Source organism: Rhizobium sp. R635, assembly GCF_002211285.1.
Lineage (GTDB): Bacteria > Pseudomonadota > Alphaproteobacteria > Rhizobiales > Rhizobiaceae > Rhizobium.
In genome coordinates, this window is the sequence record NZ_LOKX01000023.1 from 386413 (window position 1) to 402617 (window position 16205).

The following is a 16205-nucleotide window of genomic DNA, read 5'->3' on the forward strand; positions in this document are numbered from 1 at the left end:
TTTTCCTTTAGAGTTTCGGAACGACGAGGTCGCCCACCGGCCCGTCGAGATGGAGCGGCGCGCCGGTCATCGCCTGCAATTCCTCCAGCGACATGGCGGCAAGCTTCTCCCGCAGGACGAAGCGCCCATCGACGATGTCGATGACGGCATGGCTCGTATAGATGCGGGTGATGCAGGCGACGCCGGTCAGCGGAAAGGTGCATTTCTCCACCAGCTTCGGCTCGCCCGTCTTCGTGACGTGCTCGGTGATGACGCAGACCTGCTTTGCGCCATGCACGAGGTCCATGGCGCCGCCGACGGCCGGCACGCCCTTGCTGCCGACCCGCCAATTGGCGAGGTCGCCATTCTGGGCGACCTGATAGGCGCCGAGAATCGCGACGTCGAGATGGCCGCCGCGCACCATGGCAAAGCTGTCGGCATGGTGGAAGAAGGCCGCGCCGGGCTTCAGCGTCACCGCCTTCTTGCCGGCATTGATCAGATCCCAGTCCTCTTTACCTTCATCAGGCGGCTCACCGAAATTGAGGATACCGTTTTCGGTGTGGAAGATCGCCTGTCGGCCGGGCGGCTGATAGCGCGCGACCATTTCGGGAAAGCCGATGCCGAGGTTCACATAGGCGCCGTCGGCAATGTCCTGCGCGGCACGCCAGGCGATCTGCGCATTGGAAAGCTTGATGTCATCCCTGATATCGATGGTCATACGTAGGCCACTCCGGCTCGGATGAGCTCTTCTTCCTGCTGGGGATTGGGAACCGTGACGACACGATCGACGAAGATGCCGGGGGTGACGACATACTCGGGATCGATGCCGCCGGCCGGCACGATGGATGAGACCTGGGCGATGGTCTTGGCTGCCGCCATGCACATCAGCGGATTGAAGTTGCGGCCGGCCTTGTTGTAGGTGAGGTTGCCGTGGGTATCGCCGACCAAAGCCTTGACGATGGCAAAATCGGCCTTCAGCCAGCGCTCCTGCACATAATGGCGGCCGTCGAATTCGGCGATGACCTTGCCTTCCGCCAGTTCGGTGCCATAGCCGGTGGGCGTGTAGAAGGCGGGAATGCCGGCGCCGCCGGCGCGGATGCGCTCGGCCAGCGTTCCCTGCGGCACGAGTTCGAGCTCGATTTCGCCTGCCAGATATTTGTCGGTAAAGGCGCGCGGATCGGACGAACGCGGGAACGAGCAGATCATTTTCCGGACCATCCCGGCATCGATCATCGCAGCGATGCCGATGCGCCCGTTGCCGGCGTTGTTGTTGATCACGGTGAGATTCCTAGGCCCCTTGTCGATCAGGGCATGAATCAATTCGATCGGCGCACCCGAGCCGCCGAAACCACCGATCATGACGGTCGCTCCGTCCCCGATCTCGGAGACGGCCTCCGCCGTGCTCCCGATTGTCTTGTCCATATAGGATCTCCTCAGCCCGTTCTTGGCGTCAGAAATAAACCGCAGCAGGAACAGCGGCAAGATGTTTGTGCGTTATTTGACATTTGTTCGTATATCGCACATTATGGATAAAAGACTGGAGACCCGAACCATGCGCGAAACGGATTTCGTCAGCGGCTTTGCCCGCGGCCTGAAAGTCATCGAAGCCTTCGGCGAAACGCGCCCGCGGCTTTCCATCGCCGAGGCCGCCAAGCTGACGGCGCTCGACCGCGCCACCGTGCGTCGCTCGCTGCTGACGCTCGCCGAGCTCGGTTATGCCGATTATGACGGCAAGTTCTTCACCCTGACGCCGAAGATATTGCGGCTTGGCCATGCTTATCTTGCGGCCACACCGCTGCCGGCGCTCTTGCAGCCGCATCTCGATCATCTCTCGGAAAAGGCCGGCCAGAGCGCCTCGGCCTCGGTGCTCGACGGAACAGAAATCGTCTATATCGCCCGCGCAGCACAGCGCCGCGTCATGTCGATCAATCTCACACCGGGCAGCCGCCTGCCCGCCTATTGCGCCTCGATGGGCCGCGTGCTGCTTGCGGCTCTCGCGGAAAACGAGGCGCGCGCCATCCTGGCCCGCAGCGAACTCAAGCAAAACACGGCCAATACCAAGATCGATCCGGACGAGCTGATCGCCGAATTCCGCCGCGTGCGCGCCGAAGGCTACGCCATCATCGACCAGGAGCTGGAGATTGGTCTCTGCTCGATCGCCGTGCCGATCGAAAACGACCGCGGCGAAACGGTCGCGGCGATCAATATCGGCGCACCCGCCGCCCTTGTCCCGGCGGCCGAGATGAAGGAACGGTACCTACTATTGCTGAAGGAAGCACAGGCCGCATTGCGACCGCTGCTGCGCCGGTGATGACCAACCTGAAAGCAGCGGCTCCGACCGACACCGGAGCCGCTCCAATTGGTCAATGCGTCAGGTCGAGCGCGGCAGTGAGATCGCCCATCGGCGGCTCGCCGTTTTCGCGCAGCGCCGTGTCGCGGGCGACGATGCCGGGCAAAACAGGCAGGTCGTAGCGCGCGGTGATCAGGCGGATGATCGAGGTCGTGTCGTACTGGGTGTGATCGACCGTGCCGGCCTTAGCGAATGGCGAGATGATGAAGGCCGGAATGCGGTTGCCCGGGCCCCAGCGGTCGGCCTTCGGCGGCGCGACGTGATCCCAGAAGCCGCCATTCTCGTCATAGGTGACGATGACGAGCATATGGCCCCATTGCGGGCTCTTTTCGAGATGCGAGACGATATCGGCAAGATGCTGGTCGCCGCTCGAAACATCGGCATAACCGCCATGTTCGTTGAGGTTGCCCTGCGGCTTGTAGAAGGAAACCGCCGGCAGCTTGCCGCCGTCGATATCCCTGAGGAAGGCCTCGCCGGCAAGGCCGCCATCCTTCAGATGTTCGGCGCGATCAGGGGTGCCCGGGGCGAAATTGGCGAAATAGTTGAAGGGCTGGTGATGGAACTGGAAGTTCGGCACCGGCGTCGCGTTCTTGCCGTCGAGTGCCGCCTGCCAGGCGCCACCATACCAGGCCCAGCTGACGCCTTTCTCCGACAGGAGGTCGCCGATGGTGGTCTCATGCTGCGGCGGCAGCGTCGTCGCCGCGGTGGGATCGGCATAGGCCGGATCGCCGTCCTTGGCTGGCGGATTGGCGCTCGGCTCGTAAGGCGGCTGCATGGTGTTGACGGCGTAGAAATCGGGCGTCAGCGTTCCATCGGAGACGAATTTCGGCGCGCCGTCCAGCGCCGATTTCGGGGCATTGTCCGCTACAACAAGCGACGTGCCGTCGGCATCGACCTTGGCGATCACAGGCTTGGCCGGGCTCTTGTCGGCATCGGGATAATAGGGCGCACAGGCGCAGACCAGCGCGAAGTGGTTGAGGAAGGAGCCGCCGAAGGCGCCCTGGAAGAAGTTGTCGGCAAGGACGTATTTCCTGGCGACCTGCCACATCGGCAGGATCGAGCCGTCATAATGGCCCATGACGAGACTGCCGGAATCGGCCCAGGCGACGAACTTGTCGTTCTTGCCGCCGTCGATCTGCATTTGCTCCTGGTAGAAACGATGCCAGAGATCGCGGGTAATGACCGTCGGCGCCTGCGCAAAACCCTTGGGATCGTCGATTGCGAAGCTGGCATTGGCAAGATGGGCCGACTGCGCCTCGGTGATGGCAGGCGTGACGCCCTTGGCGGTCAGGCCGCCCCAGGCCGGCGGCAGTTCGGCGAGCGGCTGACCGTCACGGTCGAGCTGGCGGGCCTGCTCGGGGCTGACATTGGAAAGACCGTTGGCGCCGGGAAAGCCGCCATAGAGATTATCGAAGCTGCGGTTTTCGGCATAGATGACGACGATATTGTCGATCTTGTCGTAACCGGCCGGTGCGGCATGGGCTGATGCCGCCATGGCGAGCGGAACGAAGGCCGATCCGGCGAGACAGATCGAGGCGAGGAGTTTCAGTCTTTTCACGGGGGTACCTCATGGCTAGGGGGCGTTGGCTAGAGGGAGCGGGGAACGCTCGGGGGCGCACCGACGCTAGACCCGCCATCTATCAACTTTGTGACATGGTTCTGTCACGAAGCGGCGGGAGAGCGACCGTCATCAATTTGTTGCAGCGAGGTTTGATGATGATGGAAGGCAGTCCTAAGCTATTGGAATCCTTATGATGACGAAGACGACTTTCCGGTTTGCGCGGTCCAGACTGGCGGTCGGCATCGGTGTTACGGCACTGTGTCTGGCCATTCTGCCGCTGCGGCAAAGCAGCGCGGCGGCAGCTTCCGGCGTGCATCCCGGCCCGATGTCGCGCGCCGAGGCCTTCGCCCGGGCCGAAACGCTGACCGCGCTCGGCCGGAAGATATTCTCAGATACTTCGCTGTCGGCCTCGGGATTGCAGGCCTGCGCCTCCTGCCATGACCCGGCTCGCGCTTTCGGCCCGGCATCCGCCGCGCCGATCGAAATGGGCGGCGAACACATGGATCGGCCGGGTCTACGCGCGATCCCGACGCTGCGCTATCTGCAGGCCGTGCCCGCATTCACCGAGCATTATTACGATTCCGAGGACGAGGGCGACGAAAGCGTCGACAATGGCCCGACCGGCGGCCTGACCTGGGACGGCCGGGTCGACCACGGCGCCGACCAGGCGAGGATCCCGCTGCTCTCGCCCTTCGAGATGGGCAACAAGGATGCGGCCGAGGTCGCCGCCAAATTGCGCAAGGCGCCCTACGCCGCCGACATCGAGGCTGCCTTCGGCGCGACCGTGTTCGACAATCCGCAAGACACGTTCACCGCCGCCGCCGAGGCGCTCGCCACCTTCGAACAGAGCGGCCCGGATTTCTATCCCTATTCCAGCCGCTACGACGCCTTCCTCGCCGGCAAGGCGACGCTGACGGCTCAGGAATTGCACGGGCGGCAGCTGTTCGAAGATCCCGCAAAGGGCAATTGTTCGAGCTGCCATCTCAGCGAACCCGCCAATGACGGCGAGCCGCCACTCTTTTCCGATTTCGGCTTCCTCGGCCTCGGCGCACCGCGCAACATGGCGATCCCGGCCAACGCCAACCCCGGCTATCACGACCTCGGCCTCTGCGGCCCTCAGCGCACAGACCTTGCCGGCCACAGCGAATATTGCGGCCTGTTCCGCACGCCGACGCTGCGCAATGTGGCGCTGAAGAAGAGCTTCTTCCACAACGGCTACTTCCACACGCTGCGCGACGTCGTCTCCTTCTACGCGACCCGCGACAGCGATCCCGGCCGCTGGTATCCGAAAAATGCAGACGGCACGGTTCGTAAATATGACGACCTGCCGCAGGCCTATTGGGACAATCTCAACCAGGACCCGCCCTTCGGCCGGAAACCCGGAGACGCGCCTGCGCTGACCGATCCCGAGATCGACGATATCGTCGCCTTCCTGGGGACTCTCACGGATGCCGATCTGCAGCCGCAGGTGAGCGCAGCAGTCATAAACTCACGATGAATCTCAACGGGTCCTAGTGTAATGGGCGTGCCTTGCGTTTTTCACGATAGCGCGATAACCGGCCCTCAAAATTCTTTAGGTAGTCGAAGGTGAAGCTATCCTCGCCCGGCATGTCCTCCGCAATTTTCTCGATGACTTCGCCGTCTCTTATGCGTCGTGCAATTTCCAGCCCTCTCGCACCGCGCTTGAGGTCGAAGGCCCGCCAGGGTTCAGGCTTTCTGGCGCCCGCCCCCGACAAAACTAATTTGGAAAAATGGTCAAATCTTTGGTCGTGCGTAGAGGCTGCCCAATATATTGTTTCAATTCGAACGTGGATGTCGAAATCGTATAGGCTGTTTGCCAAGCGAACAGCAACGACATCATCATAAAGCTTCGAACTTAAAACGTATTCGATGAATATTCGTCTGCAATAGCCAAGGGGGTCATCGGCAAGCTCGATTGCGGCATCCCTCACGACCTCGCTTTTGGGCATTGATTCACTGAGATAATAAGCGCCCCTTAATCGTTCCTCGGTCGTTGGAGAAATCAAGAACCCAACAAGGAAGTCCAAATCTTGACCATCCTGCCACCTTCTGAACAAGTGTAGGTGAGCATCAAATTTTAAGTCCTCGTCGGCGATCTTTTCATCCTTTATCAAGCCAAGCAACGATGCCGTTGAATGGGATGAGAGACCATACCTATCTTGATTTTTGCCCCCAGGTTCCGCCATTTGTGTTGTTCTCGCTTTCGTTGTGTCTATCATCACCGTTTTTATCTTGATTACTTTTCTTCTCTTCGTTTTTTCGATCTTGAAGCTCCGCCTCCCAGGCTCGCCGTTCGCGTTCGTCGATCTCAACGACGACACCGTCACCACTTCTGTGCCGTCATATCGCAGCACCACCTGGAACGGCCCGGCAATTGCGCCGAAGAAGACATCCACCTCCTCCTAAGCCCATCGATCCCGCGGTGCGCTATGCGCGGACTTTTTCGGCTGGCTCGATGCCGAACGCCTTCAAGAAATCAGCTTTCAGAGGACTATGCACTCTCCCGCGACGAGTATGAGTTGATCAAGTCCGCGGCATCGTCCTCACCTTTCTCGCGTGCAATATCGGCGGCCGTCGCGCCAGTGCGATCGGTCTTTGTCACGTCCGCATGGTTCTCCAGCAATAGCTTTGCAACTTGGTGTTTCCCCAAGCCGCCGCGCACATCAGCGGGGTCACGCCATCGACCGTCTCGGCGTTAACGTCCGCGCCAAGGGATAGGAGGTAGTTTGCAACGGCTGCTTCGCCATTCGCAGATGCCTCGTGCAGCGCCATCACTTCACCACGACCTGCCGCGTCTACTGATGCACCGTTTCGCACCAGCGTCTCAACCGCTGCAAGCAAACCTTCAGCTGCGGAGACCATGAGCGGTGTCCGACCATGTAGGCCGACTTGGTTCAAGTCGAGTTCCTTAGACTCGACCTCCAGCTAAGCTTGTGAAGCGCCGGCCACTATTCGCCCAATGAATTGCTCAATCTTCGACTGGCCGTTCATGGAAGCATGCTGAAGTTGCCGAGTTCAACTCGGTTCAGTATGTCGTCAGTCCCCGCAATGGTTTCCATTGATCACCTGCCTTAGGAGAGACGGTCGCAGTCCGTCTCAGCAACAGTTACACCGCCCATGCGAGAAAGCTTTCAATCATTTCAGTGAGGTTCGTTGGCCCACCAAATGCCTCAAAGGTTTGCCCATTTCTGCGAGCGACAAACCAATCACGCTCCGATCTTTCGACTCGGACCTCCTCAAATTCCTTGCCTTGAAGGACCGTTCCCTTGAGGTCGGCTTTCATCGACCAACCGGGATTGTCGATGGTATCGATTTTGATCCCGCGGTCCTCATGCCATTCGTCTATGCATTGTCCCTCAAACCAGGCACACAGCCTTGAAACGGCATCCGTCAGTTACCCCACCTTTCAATCTCGTCCGCCTCAGCGGTCAACCGAGCAAAAGCCTTCGATGCCCTGCATCACGTCGTCAAGAGCTTGCCGGGCAAGGGTTTTTTCGGCCAGAGCAGCTTTCCATATTACCAACCCGTATTTACATGTGGCAGCGATATAACCCATCTCGTAACCCCGAGAGCCTAGTTCTTCTGGCACAGCGGTTTGCAGGTTGTAAACGGTCCGGCCGGGGTCGTTATTTTAATATAGAGTATGTACCATTCGGCCTGCTATTGAGCTTCCCAGGGGCCATGTCCGTTCCGTTTGTTCCTACGCACTTGCCGTATCATAATTTCCGATATACATCATTCTATCGGAAATGATGGGGAAATGATGGAACGTTCGTTTTTGACGATCGCCGCCGGCGAGAATAATGATGCGATACGGGCGCTTTCGGCGCCGGCGCGGATCGAGATTCTGAAGCTGCTCTGCGCCAAGGGGCCGCTTAATATCAACGACATCGCGCAGGCGCTTTCCCTTCCCCAATCCACTGTCGCGACCGGTATTCAGATCCTGGAAGATGCCGGGCTTGTCGATTCCCGGCTGGCGAAGGCGCGCAAGGGAAACCAGAAGATCTGCTCGGCGACCTATAGCGAAATCCTGATCAGCTTCGAGGAAAGTGCGGCGCAACGGGCGAACAATATCATCGAAGTCGAGATGCCGGTCGGGCTCTACACCAGCTGCGATGTCCATGCGCCCTGCGGTCTCTGCTCCAGCGAGAGCGTCATCGGCCCGCTCGATGTGCCCGATTATTTCCTTGATCCGCAGCGCATGCAGGCTGGGCTGGTGTGGTTCGGCCGGGGCTATGTGGAATATAAATTCCCCAATAATGCCAAGGTGTTGAACAAGGATATCCGCGCCATCGAATTTTCGCTGGAGCTGTCGTCCGAGGTGCCCGGCACCAATCCGGACTGGCCTTCCGACATCACGCTCTGGGTCAACGGCATGGCGATCGGAACCTGGACGTCGCCGGGCGATTACGGCGACAAGCGCGGCGCCTTCACGCCGGCCTGGTGGAAGCTCGAAGGTTCGCAATACGGGATGATGAAGACCTGGCGCATCTCGACGCGCGGCACCTTCATCGACGGTGTCGCCGCATCGAATGTCACGCTCAACGATCTGGCGCTTGGCCAGCATTCCTCCATCCGCCTGCGCGTCGGCATCGCCGAGAATGCCGGCCATACCGGCGGCGTCAATATCTTCGGCCGCGGCTTCGGAAATCACGGCCGCGATATCATCATGCGGCTGCATGTCTGAATTTTATAATATCGGATATCCTGATTTGGAAATCGCATTTATTTCGTGCCTCGGCGATAGAGGAACATATCTAAGCACTTGAAATAAAATGTATTTTATCGTCTGTCGCATTAGTATGATTAAATCCGCGTTTCGGTTGACATCCCAACATTCCTGATATCAAGTTAGGGGCAAGAAAACAAAATTCCTGATACATAAACGGGAGGATCCGTTGAAGACGAATGTCGTTGCCCACCGCGATTTTCGCATCGCGACCATTGACGCCAGGCTCTACAGCTCATTTCTCGAGCATCTCGGCAGAGCGATCTACGGCGGCATCTACGAGCCCGGACACCCCACGGCCGATGAGGATGGCTTCCGCCGCGACGTGCTCGATCTCGTCCGTGAGCTCGATACGCCCTACTGCCGTTATCCCGGCGGCAATTTCGTCTCGGCCTATAATTGGGAAGACGGCGTCGGCCCGCGTTCGGAGCGCCCGGTTCGCCTCGACCTGGCCTGGCGCACCCGTGAAGCCAACCAGATCGGCGTCAACGAATTCGTCGACTGGTGCAAGAAGGCCAATACCAAGCCGATGCTCGCCGTCAATCTCGGCTCGCGCGGCCTCGACGCCGCCCGCAATTTCCTGGAATATTGCAATCACCCCGGCGGTACCTACTGGTCGGACCTGCGCCGCAAGCACGGCTGGTCCAATCCGCACGATGTCAAATTGTGGTGCCTCGGCAACGAGATGGACGGCCCCTGGCAGGTCGGCCATAAATCGGCCTATGAATATGGCCGGCTGGCGGACGAGACGGCGAAGGCGATGCGCGGCTTCGACAAATCGCTCGAACTCGTGGTCTGCGGCTCGTCCAATTCCGACATGAAGACCTATCCCGATTGGGAGGCCCAAGTCCTCGAACAGTGCTATGACAGCGCCGATTACATCTCGCTGCATATGTATTTCGCCAATCGCGAGAAAAACACGCTCAACTACCTCGCTCGCGCGACCAAACTCGACCGCTACATCACCACGATCGGCGGGGTGATCGACTACATCAAGGCGAAGAAGCGCTCGAAGAAGACGATCGGCATTTCCTTCGACGAATGGAACGTCTGGTATCACTCCAACCAGCAGGACAAGGAGATCCTGGCGCGCGACGAATGGCCGGATGCGCCGCATCTTTTGGAAGACGTCTATAATTTCGAGGACGTACTGCAGGTCGGCGGTATCCTGAACACCTTCATCCGCCGCTCCGACCGCGTGCGCATCGCCTGCATCGCCCAGCTCGTCAACGTCATCGCCCCGATCATGACCGAGGACGGCGGGGCTGCCTGGCGCCAGACGATCTACTATCCCTTCTACTACGCCTCCCGATATGGCCGCGGCACGGCGCTGCAACTCGTTGTCGACGGCCCGACCTATGACAGCGACGAGGAGAACGAGGTTCCCTATCTCGACGTCTCGGCCGTCCATTCCGAGGATGGCAGGACGCTGACCTTCTTTGCCGTCAACCGTCATCCGGATAGTGCGCTCGATCTCAACGTGCGGCTGGAAGGGTTTGGTGGCGCCCGCCTGATCGAGCAGGTGGAAATGACCCATGGCGACCTCGAAGCCGTCAACACGGCACAGCGGCCGCAAACAGTCGCCCCGGTCACTGTCGAGAGTGCCAATATCGAGGACGGTCGGGTGCGGGCGGCGCTGAAACCGCTGTCCTACAACGTCATCCGGCTGTCGGTTTGACAGCTGCGCCGGGCGCCGATCGGCCCCGGCTGAGGGTATTCGGCTCGACTGCGAGGAGGCAGACGAGCTGGAGGGATGGTTCACTGAGGCCGGGGCTTGTGAAGCCCTGGTGGCTGCGAACCGACAACCGCGACGTGCCCATGCGTGCCTCAGCGGCCGCCATATCGTCGCTTTCTAGGGAGGAGTTCATGCAACAGTGGAAGAGGCTCGCATTTGGCGTCGCGCTGGCCGCACTCGGCCTGACAGCGACAGCCAAGGCCGATGACTATACCTCCTTGCCGCGCAAGGAGACGCTCATCGTCGAAAATCCGGAAGGGACGATCAAGAATCCCGGCTGGTTCAACATCTGGGTCAATGGCGGCGGCGGTGTTTCCACAGGCCTGCAGCAGCTGACCATGGATACACTCTGGTATATCGACCCCGAACAGGGGCTTGGCGGCGCGGCCTGGGACAATTCGCTCGCCGCCGACAAGCCGCAATATAATGCTGACTTCACCGAGATGACCGTGAAACTGCGCAAGGGGCTCTTCTGGAGCGACGGCGTGGAATTCACCGCCGATGACGTCGTCTATACCGTCAAGACGCAGATGGATCACCCCGGCATGATCTGGAGTGCGGCCTTCTCGGTGCAGGTGGCAAGTGTCGAAGCGACCGATCCCCAAACCGTGGTGTTCAAGCTGAAGAAGCCGAATTCGCGCTTCCACGCCATCTTCACCGTGCGCTGGAACGGCGCCTGGATCATGCCCAAGCACGTGTTCGAAAAGGTGGCCGATCCGCTTCGCTACGATTTCGCCAATCCCGTCTCGCTCGGCGCCTATAAGCTGAAATCCTACGATCCGCAGGGCAAATGGTATACCTGGGAGAAGCGCGACGACTGGCAGCGGACCTCGCTTGCCCGCTTCGGCGAGCCGGCCCCGAAATATGTGACCTATACCGATCCCGGCCCGCCGGATAAGCGCACGATCGCCCAGCTCGAGCACAATCTCGATATCATTCACGACAATACGCCGGAGGGCATGTTCACCCTCAAGGAGAAGTCGAAGACCATCGACACCTGGTTCCCGGGCTTCCCCTTCGCCCATCCGGACCCGACGCTGCCGGCTGTCATCTTCAACAACCAGAATCCGCCGTTCGACAATGCCGACGTGCGCTGGGCGCTGGCTCTGCTGATCGACATCAAGGCCGTCGACATGGCGAGCTACCGCGGGGCGGCGACGCTCTCGGCGCTCGGCGTGCCGCCGACGGCGGTCGCCATGAAAGACTATCAGGCGCCGATGCAGGACTGGCTGAAGGATTTCGAGATCGATACCGGCAAGAGCAAGATCAAGCCCTATGATCCCACGATCGGCCAGCAGATCGCCGATATCCTGCGCAAGCAGCCGAAGTTCAAGGACCAGATCCCGACCGACCCGCAGGCGATCAGCGACGCCTTCGGCTACGGCTGGTGGAAACCGGACCCGAAAGCGGCCGGCGAACTTCTGGAAAAGGCAGGCTTCAAGAAATCCGGCGGCAAATGGCTGACCCCTGATGGACAGCCCTTCAAGATCCGCATGACGGTGGAGGGCGACACACGCTCCGTCTTCACCCGGGCCGGCACGCTGATCGCGCAGCAATGGGCAGCCTTCGGCATCGACGCCAAGGCGGTGCCGGCCACCAGCCTCTGGCAGGTGGCGCTGCAGCCCGGCGATTTCCAGGTGGCGATTGCCTGGAGCGTCGAGACCTGGGGCGGCGATCCCGATCTCTCCTTCTTCCTCGACAGCTGGCATTCCCAGTTCGTGGCGAAGAAGGGTGAGGTTCAGCCGCCGCGCAACTGGCAGCGCTGGTCCAATCCGGAGCTCGACAAGATCATCGAGAGCATCCGCGGCATCAGCGCCGACGATCCCAAGGGCATCGAGCTCGGCAAGGATTATCTGAAGCTCGTCGCCCGCGAAATGCCGACGATCCCGCTGATGTCCTATAACGTCTTCACCTCGATGGATACGACCTACTGGACCGGTTATCCCACCATCAAGGACCCCTATACCGATCCGGTGCCGAACTGGGCGAACTCCAGGCTCATGATGGTCAAGCTCAAGCCGGCTCAACCGAAATAATCCTCCCAACGCCGGCGCGTGAGCCATCGCGCCGGCCCCCTATCGACGGGCATGGGGCCCAACCACCCGTGCTCGTCGATCCTTTCCAGAAGGGAACCAGAGAGGAACCACTGCCTTATGACGTCCTATCTGATCTTTGTGCTGAAGCGGTTTGGTCAGTTTCTGCTCGTCGTCTTTCTCGGCGTGACGATCACCTTCTTCGTCACCCACCTGACCCCGATCGATCCGGTCGAAGAAAGCATAGGCGCCATCACCCAGATGGGTCAGTCCGATCCGAATGCGATCGAGCTGATGCGCCAGTCGCTGCGCGAGCTTTACGGCCTCGACGGCTCGATCTGGCAGCAATATCTGCATTTCTGGCTGCGGCTGATGACGGGCGATCTCGGCCCTTCGCTCTCGGCCTTTCCGACACCTGTATCCACCATCATCCTGCGGTCGCTCCCCTGGACGATCGGGCTGATGACGGTCGCGACGCTGATCACCTTCGTGCTCGGCAATGCGATCGGCGCGCTCGCCGGCTATTACCGCAAGAACATGGTGCTGAAGGGCGTCAGCCTCGTTTTCATCGCGCTGCTGCCCATTCCCTATTATATCCTGGCCTTCGTGCTTCTCATCGTCTTCGGCTATCTCTGGCCGGTGCTGCCGATCAATGGCGGCTATGAGATGAACGCCAATCTCGACCTCTCCTTCTCGCTGGTGCTCGATATCCTCGAACACTCCATCCTGCCCGCCCTGTCGCTGATCCTTGTCGGCGCCGGCAGCTGGCTGATCGGCATGCGGGCGCTGGTCTCCAACATCATCACCGACGATTACGTCGTCTTCGCCGAGCTCGGCGGTGTGCCGAAGCGAAAGATCCTGCGCTCCTACATCGCCCGCAACGCCATGGTGCCGCAATTCACCGGGCTTGCCATGTCGCTCGGCGCGATCTTCAACGGCACCGTCATCACCGAAATCGTCTTCGGCTATCCCGGCATCGGCAACCTTTTGATTTCGGCGGTGCATGCCGGCGATTACAGCCTGGTGCTCGGCCTCAGCGCCTTGTCGATCGTCGGCGTCGCCGCCGCCGTCTTCATCATCGACATTCTGAGCCCGCTGATCGATCCGCGCATCAAGGTGGAATAGAACATGTTTACGATCGTCCGCGACCTCGCGCGCCAGAACCTGGAATTCCTCTGCGGCCTGCTGCTCTTTGCCGTCATCGTCGGCCTGATCATCATGTCCTATTTCTCGCCCTACGGCGCGACGGACATCTATCTCCTGCCGCCCGACATGCCGCCGGACGGCGAATATTGGCTCGGCACGACATCGCGCGGCCAGGACGTGTTCTGGCAGCTGACGACGGCGCTGCGCAACACGCTGTTCTTCGGCATCGGCGTCGCCTTTCTCTCGCGCATCATCTCGCTGGTCGTCGGCCTGGTCGCCGGTTATGCCGGCGGCGCGGTCGACCGGGTGCTGATGGCGATCAACGACAGCGTCATGGTCATCCCGCAATTTCCGCTGCTGATCCTCTTCTATTTCGTGCTGAAGGACAGCATGACCTGGACGGTGCTGATCGTCATCATGGCCTCACTCGGCTGGTCCTATGATGCACGCCTCATCCGCTCCGTGGCGATCGGCCTGAAGACCCGGCCCTTCACCACCCAGAGCGTCTATTCCGGCATGACGACGCGCAAGATCCTGGTGGAGGAGCACCTGCCCTATGTGTTGCCGATCGTCTTCGCCACGACGATGAACAACATGATCTGGTCGATCGGCATGGAGATCACCCTCTCGGTGCTCGGCTTCACCGATATCGAGACGCCGACCATGGGCATGATGATCTACTGGGCCAATGCGCATTCGGCGCTGATCTCGGGAACATGGTGGTGGGTGGCCGCCCCCGTCGCGGCCATCGTCATTCTCTTCCTGGCGCTCTTCCTGCTCTCCATGTCGATGAACGAATACAATGATCCGCGCAGCCGGCTGAACCGGATGGGAAGTTAGCATGGAGAATTTGGTCGAAATCCAGAACCTGAAGGCCTATTACCGCGCCTTCCTCTACGGCGTCGATCGCGAGGTGCGGGCCGTCGACGATATCAGCCTGACGATCGGCCGCGGCGAGGTCTATGGCGTTGCCGGTGAATCGAGCAGCGGCAAGACGACGCTGATCAAAACAATCGCCGGCGCCATCCGGCCACCGCTGAGGGTCGTCTCGGGCAACGTCAAATTCCATTTCGGCGGCGGCACGCAAGATATCTACGCGATGACGCCGGATGAGCGCATGGCGCTGCGCTGGAAGCATCTCTCCTATATCATGCAGGGCTCGATGAACGTGCTCAATCCGGTGCGCCGGATTCGCCACTCCTTCACCGATTTCGCCTTCCGCCACATGAAGGTCAGCAAGGCTATCTTCTTCGAAAAGGTCGCCGCCCACCTGCAGCGGCTGAAGCTCGATCCGCATCTGCTCGATGCCTATCCGCACGAACTCTCCGGCGGCATGCGCCAGCGCATGACCATCGCGCTCGCCACCATCCTGACGCCGGAGTTCATCATCGCCGACGAGCCGACGACCGCGCTCGACGTCATCGTGCAGCGCGACGTCTTGTCGATGATCCGCGATATCCAGCGCGAGATGGGCTCGTCCTTCCTCTTCGTCACCCATGACATGGGCGTGCATGCGACCGTCTCCGACCGCATCGGCATCGTCTATGCCGGGCGTCTCGTCGAGGAGGCGCCGACGGCCAAGCTCTTCAGCATGCCGCTCCACCCCTATACGCAGCACCTCGTCGGCAGCCTGCCGAAGATCGGCGACCCCACGACGCGGCCTTCGCTGGAGGGGCGCCCGCCGAACCTCGCCATGCCGCCGGAAGGCTGCCGGTTTCACCCGCGCTGTCCCAAGCGCATGGAGATTTGCTCACAAAAGGTTCCGCCCTTGGTCACCGTTGCGCCGGAGCGGCGGGTGGCGTGTTTCGCGGTTACGGGGGATCAGGTTTGACGGCTCTTCTCAGCCTCTCGCATGTCACGAAAATCTACCGCCAGGGCGGCATGCTCGGCCGGCGGCTGATCACCGCCGTCAAGGATGTCAGCTTCGAACTCGGCGAGGAGCCGGAGATCCTCTCGATCGTCGGCGAATCCGGCTCGGGCAAATCGACGGTCGCGGCAATGATCCTCGGCCAGACCGAGCCGACGCAAGGCGAGCTGCAATTCGCCGGCAAGACCGTCGCGATCCACAGCCGCGCCGAACGCAAGGCCTTCATGAAGGAGGTGCAGCCGGTGCTGCAAAACCCCTTCGAAGCCTTCAACCCGCTGAAGCGCGTCGACCGCTATCTCTTCGAAACCGCCCGCAATTTTTCCGCTGACGGCAAACGGCCGGACCGGCAGCAGGCCGAAAAGATGGCCGACACCGCCCTCCACCACGTCGGCCTGACGCTCGAAGAGGTAAAAGGCCGCTTTCCCCACGAACTCTCCGGCGGCCAACTCCAACGCGTCGCCATAGCCCGCGCACTGATCCCCCAACCGCGCCTGCTGGTGGCCGACGAACCCGTCTCCATGGTCGACGCGTCGCTCCGCATGGCGATCGTCAACCTCTTCGGGCGGCTCAAAAACGAGCTGGGGCTCTCGATCATCTACATCACCCATGATCTGGCGACGGCTTATTACGTCAGCGACAATATCATCATCATGCGCAAGGGGGAGATCGTCGAGCGCGGGCGGGCGCGGGCGGTGTTGGACGATCCGCAGCATGAATATTCAAGAGCGCTGAAGGATGCGGTGTTGGCGGCGGATTTTGGTGCGGTGGGGTGAGTGGTGTGGGA

The 16205-nt window shown here is 60.6% G+C and carries 15 protein-coding genes; 9 read left to right on the top strand and 6 right to left on the bottom strand.

What is annotated here, in order from left to right; translation table 11 throughout:
* Positions 1 to 7: 7 nt before the first annotated feature.
* Both ATY78_RS18535 and ATY78_RS18540 read right to left on the bottom strand, forming a co-directional pair.
* The gene (locus tag ATY78_RS18535; RefSeq protein ID WP_088683759.1) at positions 8 to 697 is read right to left on the bottom strand and encodes a CoA transferase subunit B; all 690 of its coding nucleotides are present in this window, start codon (positions 695 to 697) and stop codon (positions 8 to 10) included.
* A complete protein-coding gene (locus tag ATY78_RS18540; RefSeq protein WP_088683760.1) occupies positions 694 to 1401 on the bottom strand; it encodes a 3-oxoacid CoA-transferase subunit A in 708 nt (235 codons plus the stop codon). The genes ATY78_RS18535 and ATY78_RS18540 overlap by 4 nt, the downstream gene beginning before the upstream one ends.
* Positions 1402 to 1531: 130 nt before the next feature.
* Between ATY78_RS18540 and ATY78_RS18545 the strand changes: the two genes are divergently transcribed.
* On the top strand, positions 1532 to 2290 hold the full coding sequence (locus ATY78_RS18545; protein ID WP_088683761.1) for an IclR family transcriptional regulator C-terminal domain-containing protein: 759 nt from the start codon (positions 1532 to 1534) through the stop codon (positions 2288 to 2290).
* A gap of 52 nt (positions 2291 to 2342) precedes the next feature.
* Here the strand turns inward: ATY78_RS18545 and ATY78_RS18550 are convergent, their stop codons facing one another.
* Positions 2343 to 3887 carry an acid phosphatase gene (locus tag ATY78_RS18550; protein WP_088683762.1) on the bottom strand — a complete coding sequence of 515 codons (1545 nt, stop codon included), beginning with the start codon at positions 3885 to 3887 and terminating at the stop codon, positions 2343 to 2345.
* A gap of 196 nt (positions 3888 to 4083) precedes the next feature.
* Between ATY78_RS18550 and ATY78_RS18555 the strand changes: the two genes are divergently transcribed.
* Positions 4084 to 5388 (top strand): cytochrome c peroxidase, encoded by a 1305-nt coding sequence (locus tag ATY78_RS18555; RefSeq protein WP_088683797.1) that lies wholly within the window; start codon positions 4084 to 4086, stop codon positions 5386 to 5388.
* Between the two features lie 13 nt (positions 5389 to 5401).
* Here the strand turns inward: ATY78_RS18555 and ATY78_RS18560 are convergent, their stop codons facing one another.
* The 3 genes from ATY78_RS18560 to ATY78_RS29000 all read right to left on the bottom strand — a co-directional run bounded on the left by ATY78_RS18560 (position 5402) and on the right by ATY78_RS29000 (position 7467).
* Positions 5402 to 6307, bottom strand: a complete 906-nt coding sequence (locus ATY78_RS18560; RefSeq protein ID WP_088683763.1) for a hypothetical protein — start codon at positions 6305 to 6307, stop codon at positions 5402 to 5404.
* Positions 6308 to 6509: 202 nt separating this feature from the next.
* Positions 6510 to 6773 carry an ankyrin repeat domain-containing protein gene (locus ATY78_RS28905; RefSeq protein ID WP_245313598.1) on the bottom strand — a complete coding sequence of 88 codons (264 nt, stop codon included), beginning with the start codon at positions 6771 to 6773 and terminating at the stop codon, positions 6510 to 6512.
* A 559-nt stretch (positions 6774 to 7332) separates the two neighbouring features.
* Complete coding sequence (locus tag ATY78_RS29000; protein ID WP_280950450.1) at positions 7333 to 7467, bottom strand: hypothetical protein; 135 nt, start codon at positions 7465 to 7467, stop codon at positions 7333 to 7335.
* Positions 7468 to 7671: 204 nt separating this feature from the next.
* Between ATY78_RS29000 and ATY78_RS18575 the strand changes: the two genes are divergently transcribed.
* The 7 genes from ATY78_RS18575 to ATY78_RS18605 all read left to right on the top strand — a co-directional run bounded on the left by ATY78_RS18575 (position 7672) and on the right by ATY78_RS18605 (position 16194).
* Entirely contained in the window at positions 7672 to 8598 is a 927-nt protein-coding gene (locus tag ATY78_RS18575; RefSeq protein WP_190237487.1) for an ArsR family transcriptional regulator, read from the top strand.
* Between the two features lie 211 nt (positions 8599 to 8809).
* Positions 8810 to 10318, top strand: coding sequence for an alpha-N-arabinofuranosidase (locus tag ATY78_RS18580; protein ID WP_088683765.1), 1509 nt, complete (start codon positions 8810 to 8812; stop codon positions 10316 to 10318).
* 188 nt (positions 10319 to 10506) lie between these two features.
* Positions 10507 to 12411 carry an ABC transporter substrate-binding protein gene (locus ATY78_RS18585; RefSeq protein ID WP_088683766.1) on the top strand — a complete coding sequence of 635 codons (1905 nt, stop codon included), beginning with the start codon at positions 10507 to 10509 and terminating at the stop codon, positions 12409 to 12411.
* Between the two features lie 117 nt (positions 12412 to 12528).
* Positions 12529 to 13533: an ABC transporter permease gene (locus ATY78_RS18590; RefSeq protein WP_088683767.1), complete on the top strand. Its 1005-nt coding sequence runs from the start codon at positions 12529 to 12531 to the stop codon at positions 13531 to 13533.
* A 3-nt stretch (positions 13534 to 13536) separates the two neighbouring features.
* Positions 13537 to 14394 carry an ABC transporter permease gene (locus ATY78_RS18595; protein WP_088683768.1) on the top strand — a complete coding sequence of 286 codons (858 nt, stop codon included), beginning with the start codon at positions 13537 to 13539 and terminating at the stop codon, positions 14392 to 14394.
* Between the two features lies 1 nt (position 14395).
* A complete protein-coding gene (locus ATY78_RS18600; protein WP_088683769.1) occupies positions 14396 to 15385 on the top strand; it encodes an ABC transporter ATP-binding protein in 990 nt (329 codons plus the stop codon).
* Entirely contained in the window at positions 15382 to 16194 is an 813-nt protein-coding gene (locus ATY78_RS18605) for an ABC transporter ATP-binding protein (protein ID WP_088683770.1), read from the top strand. Before ATY78_RS18600 ends, ATY78_RS18605 begins: the two co-directional genes overlap by 4 nt.
* The last annotated feature ends 11 nt before the right edge of the window (positions 16195 to 16205 follow it).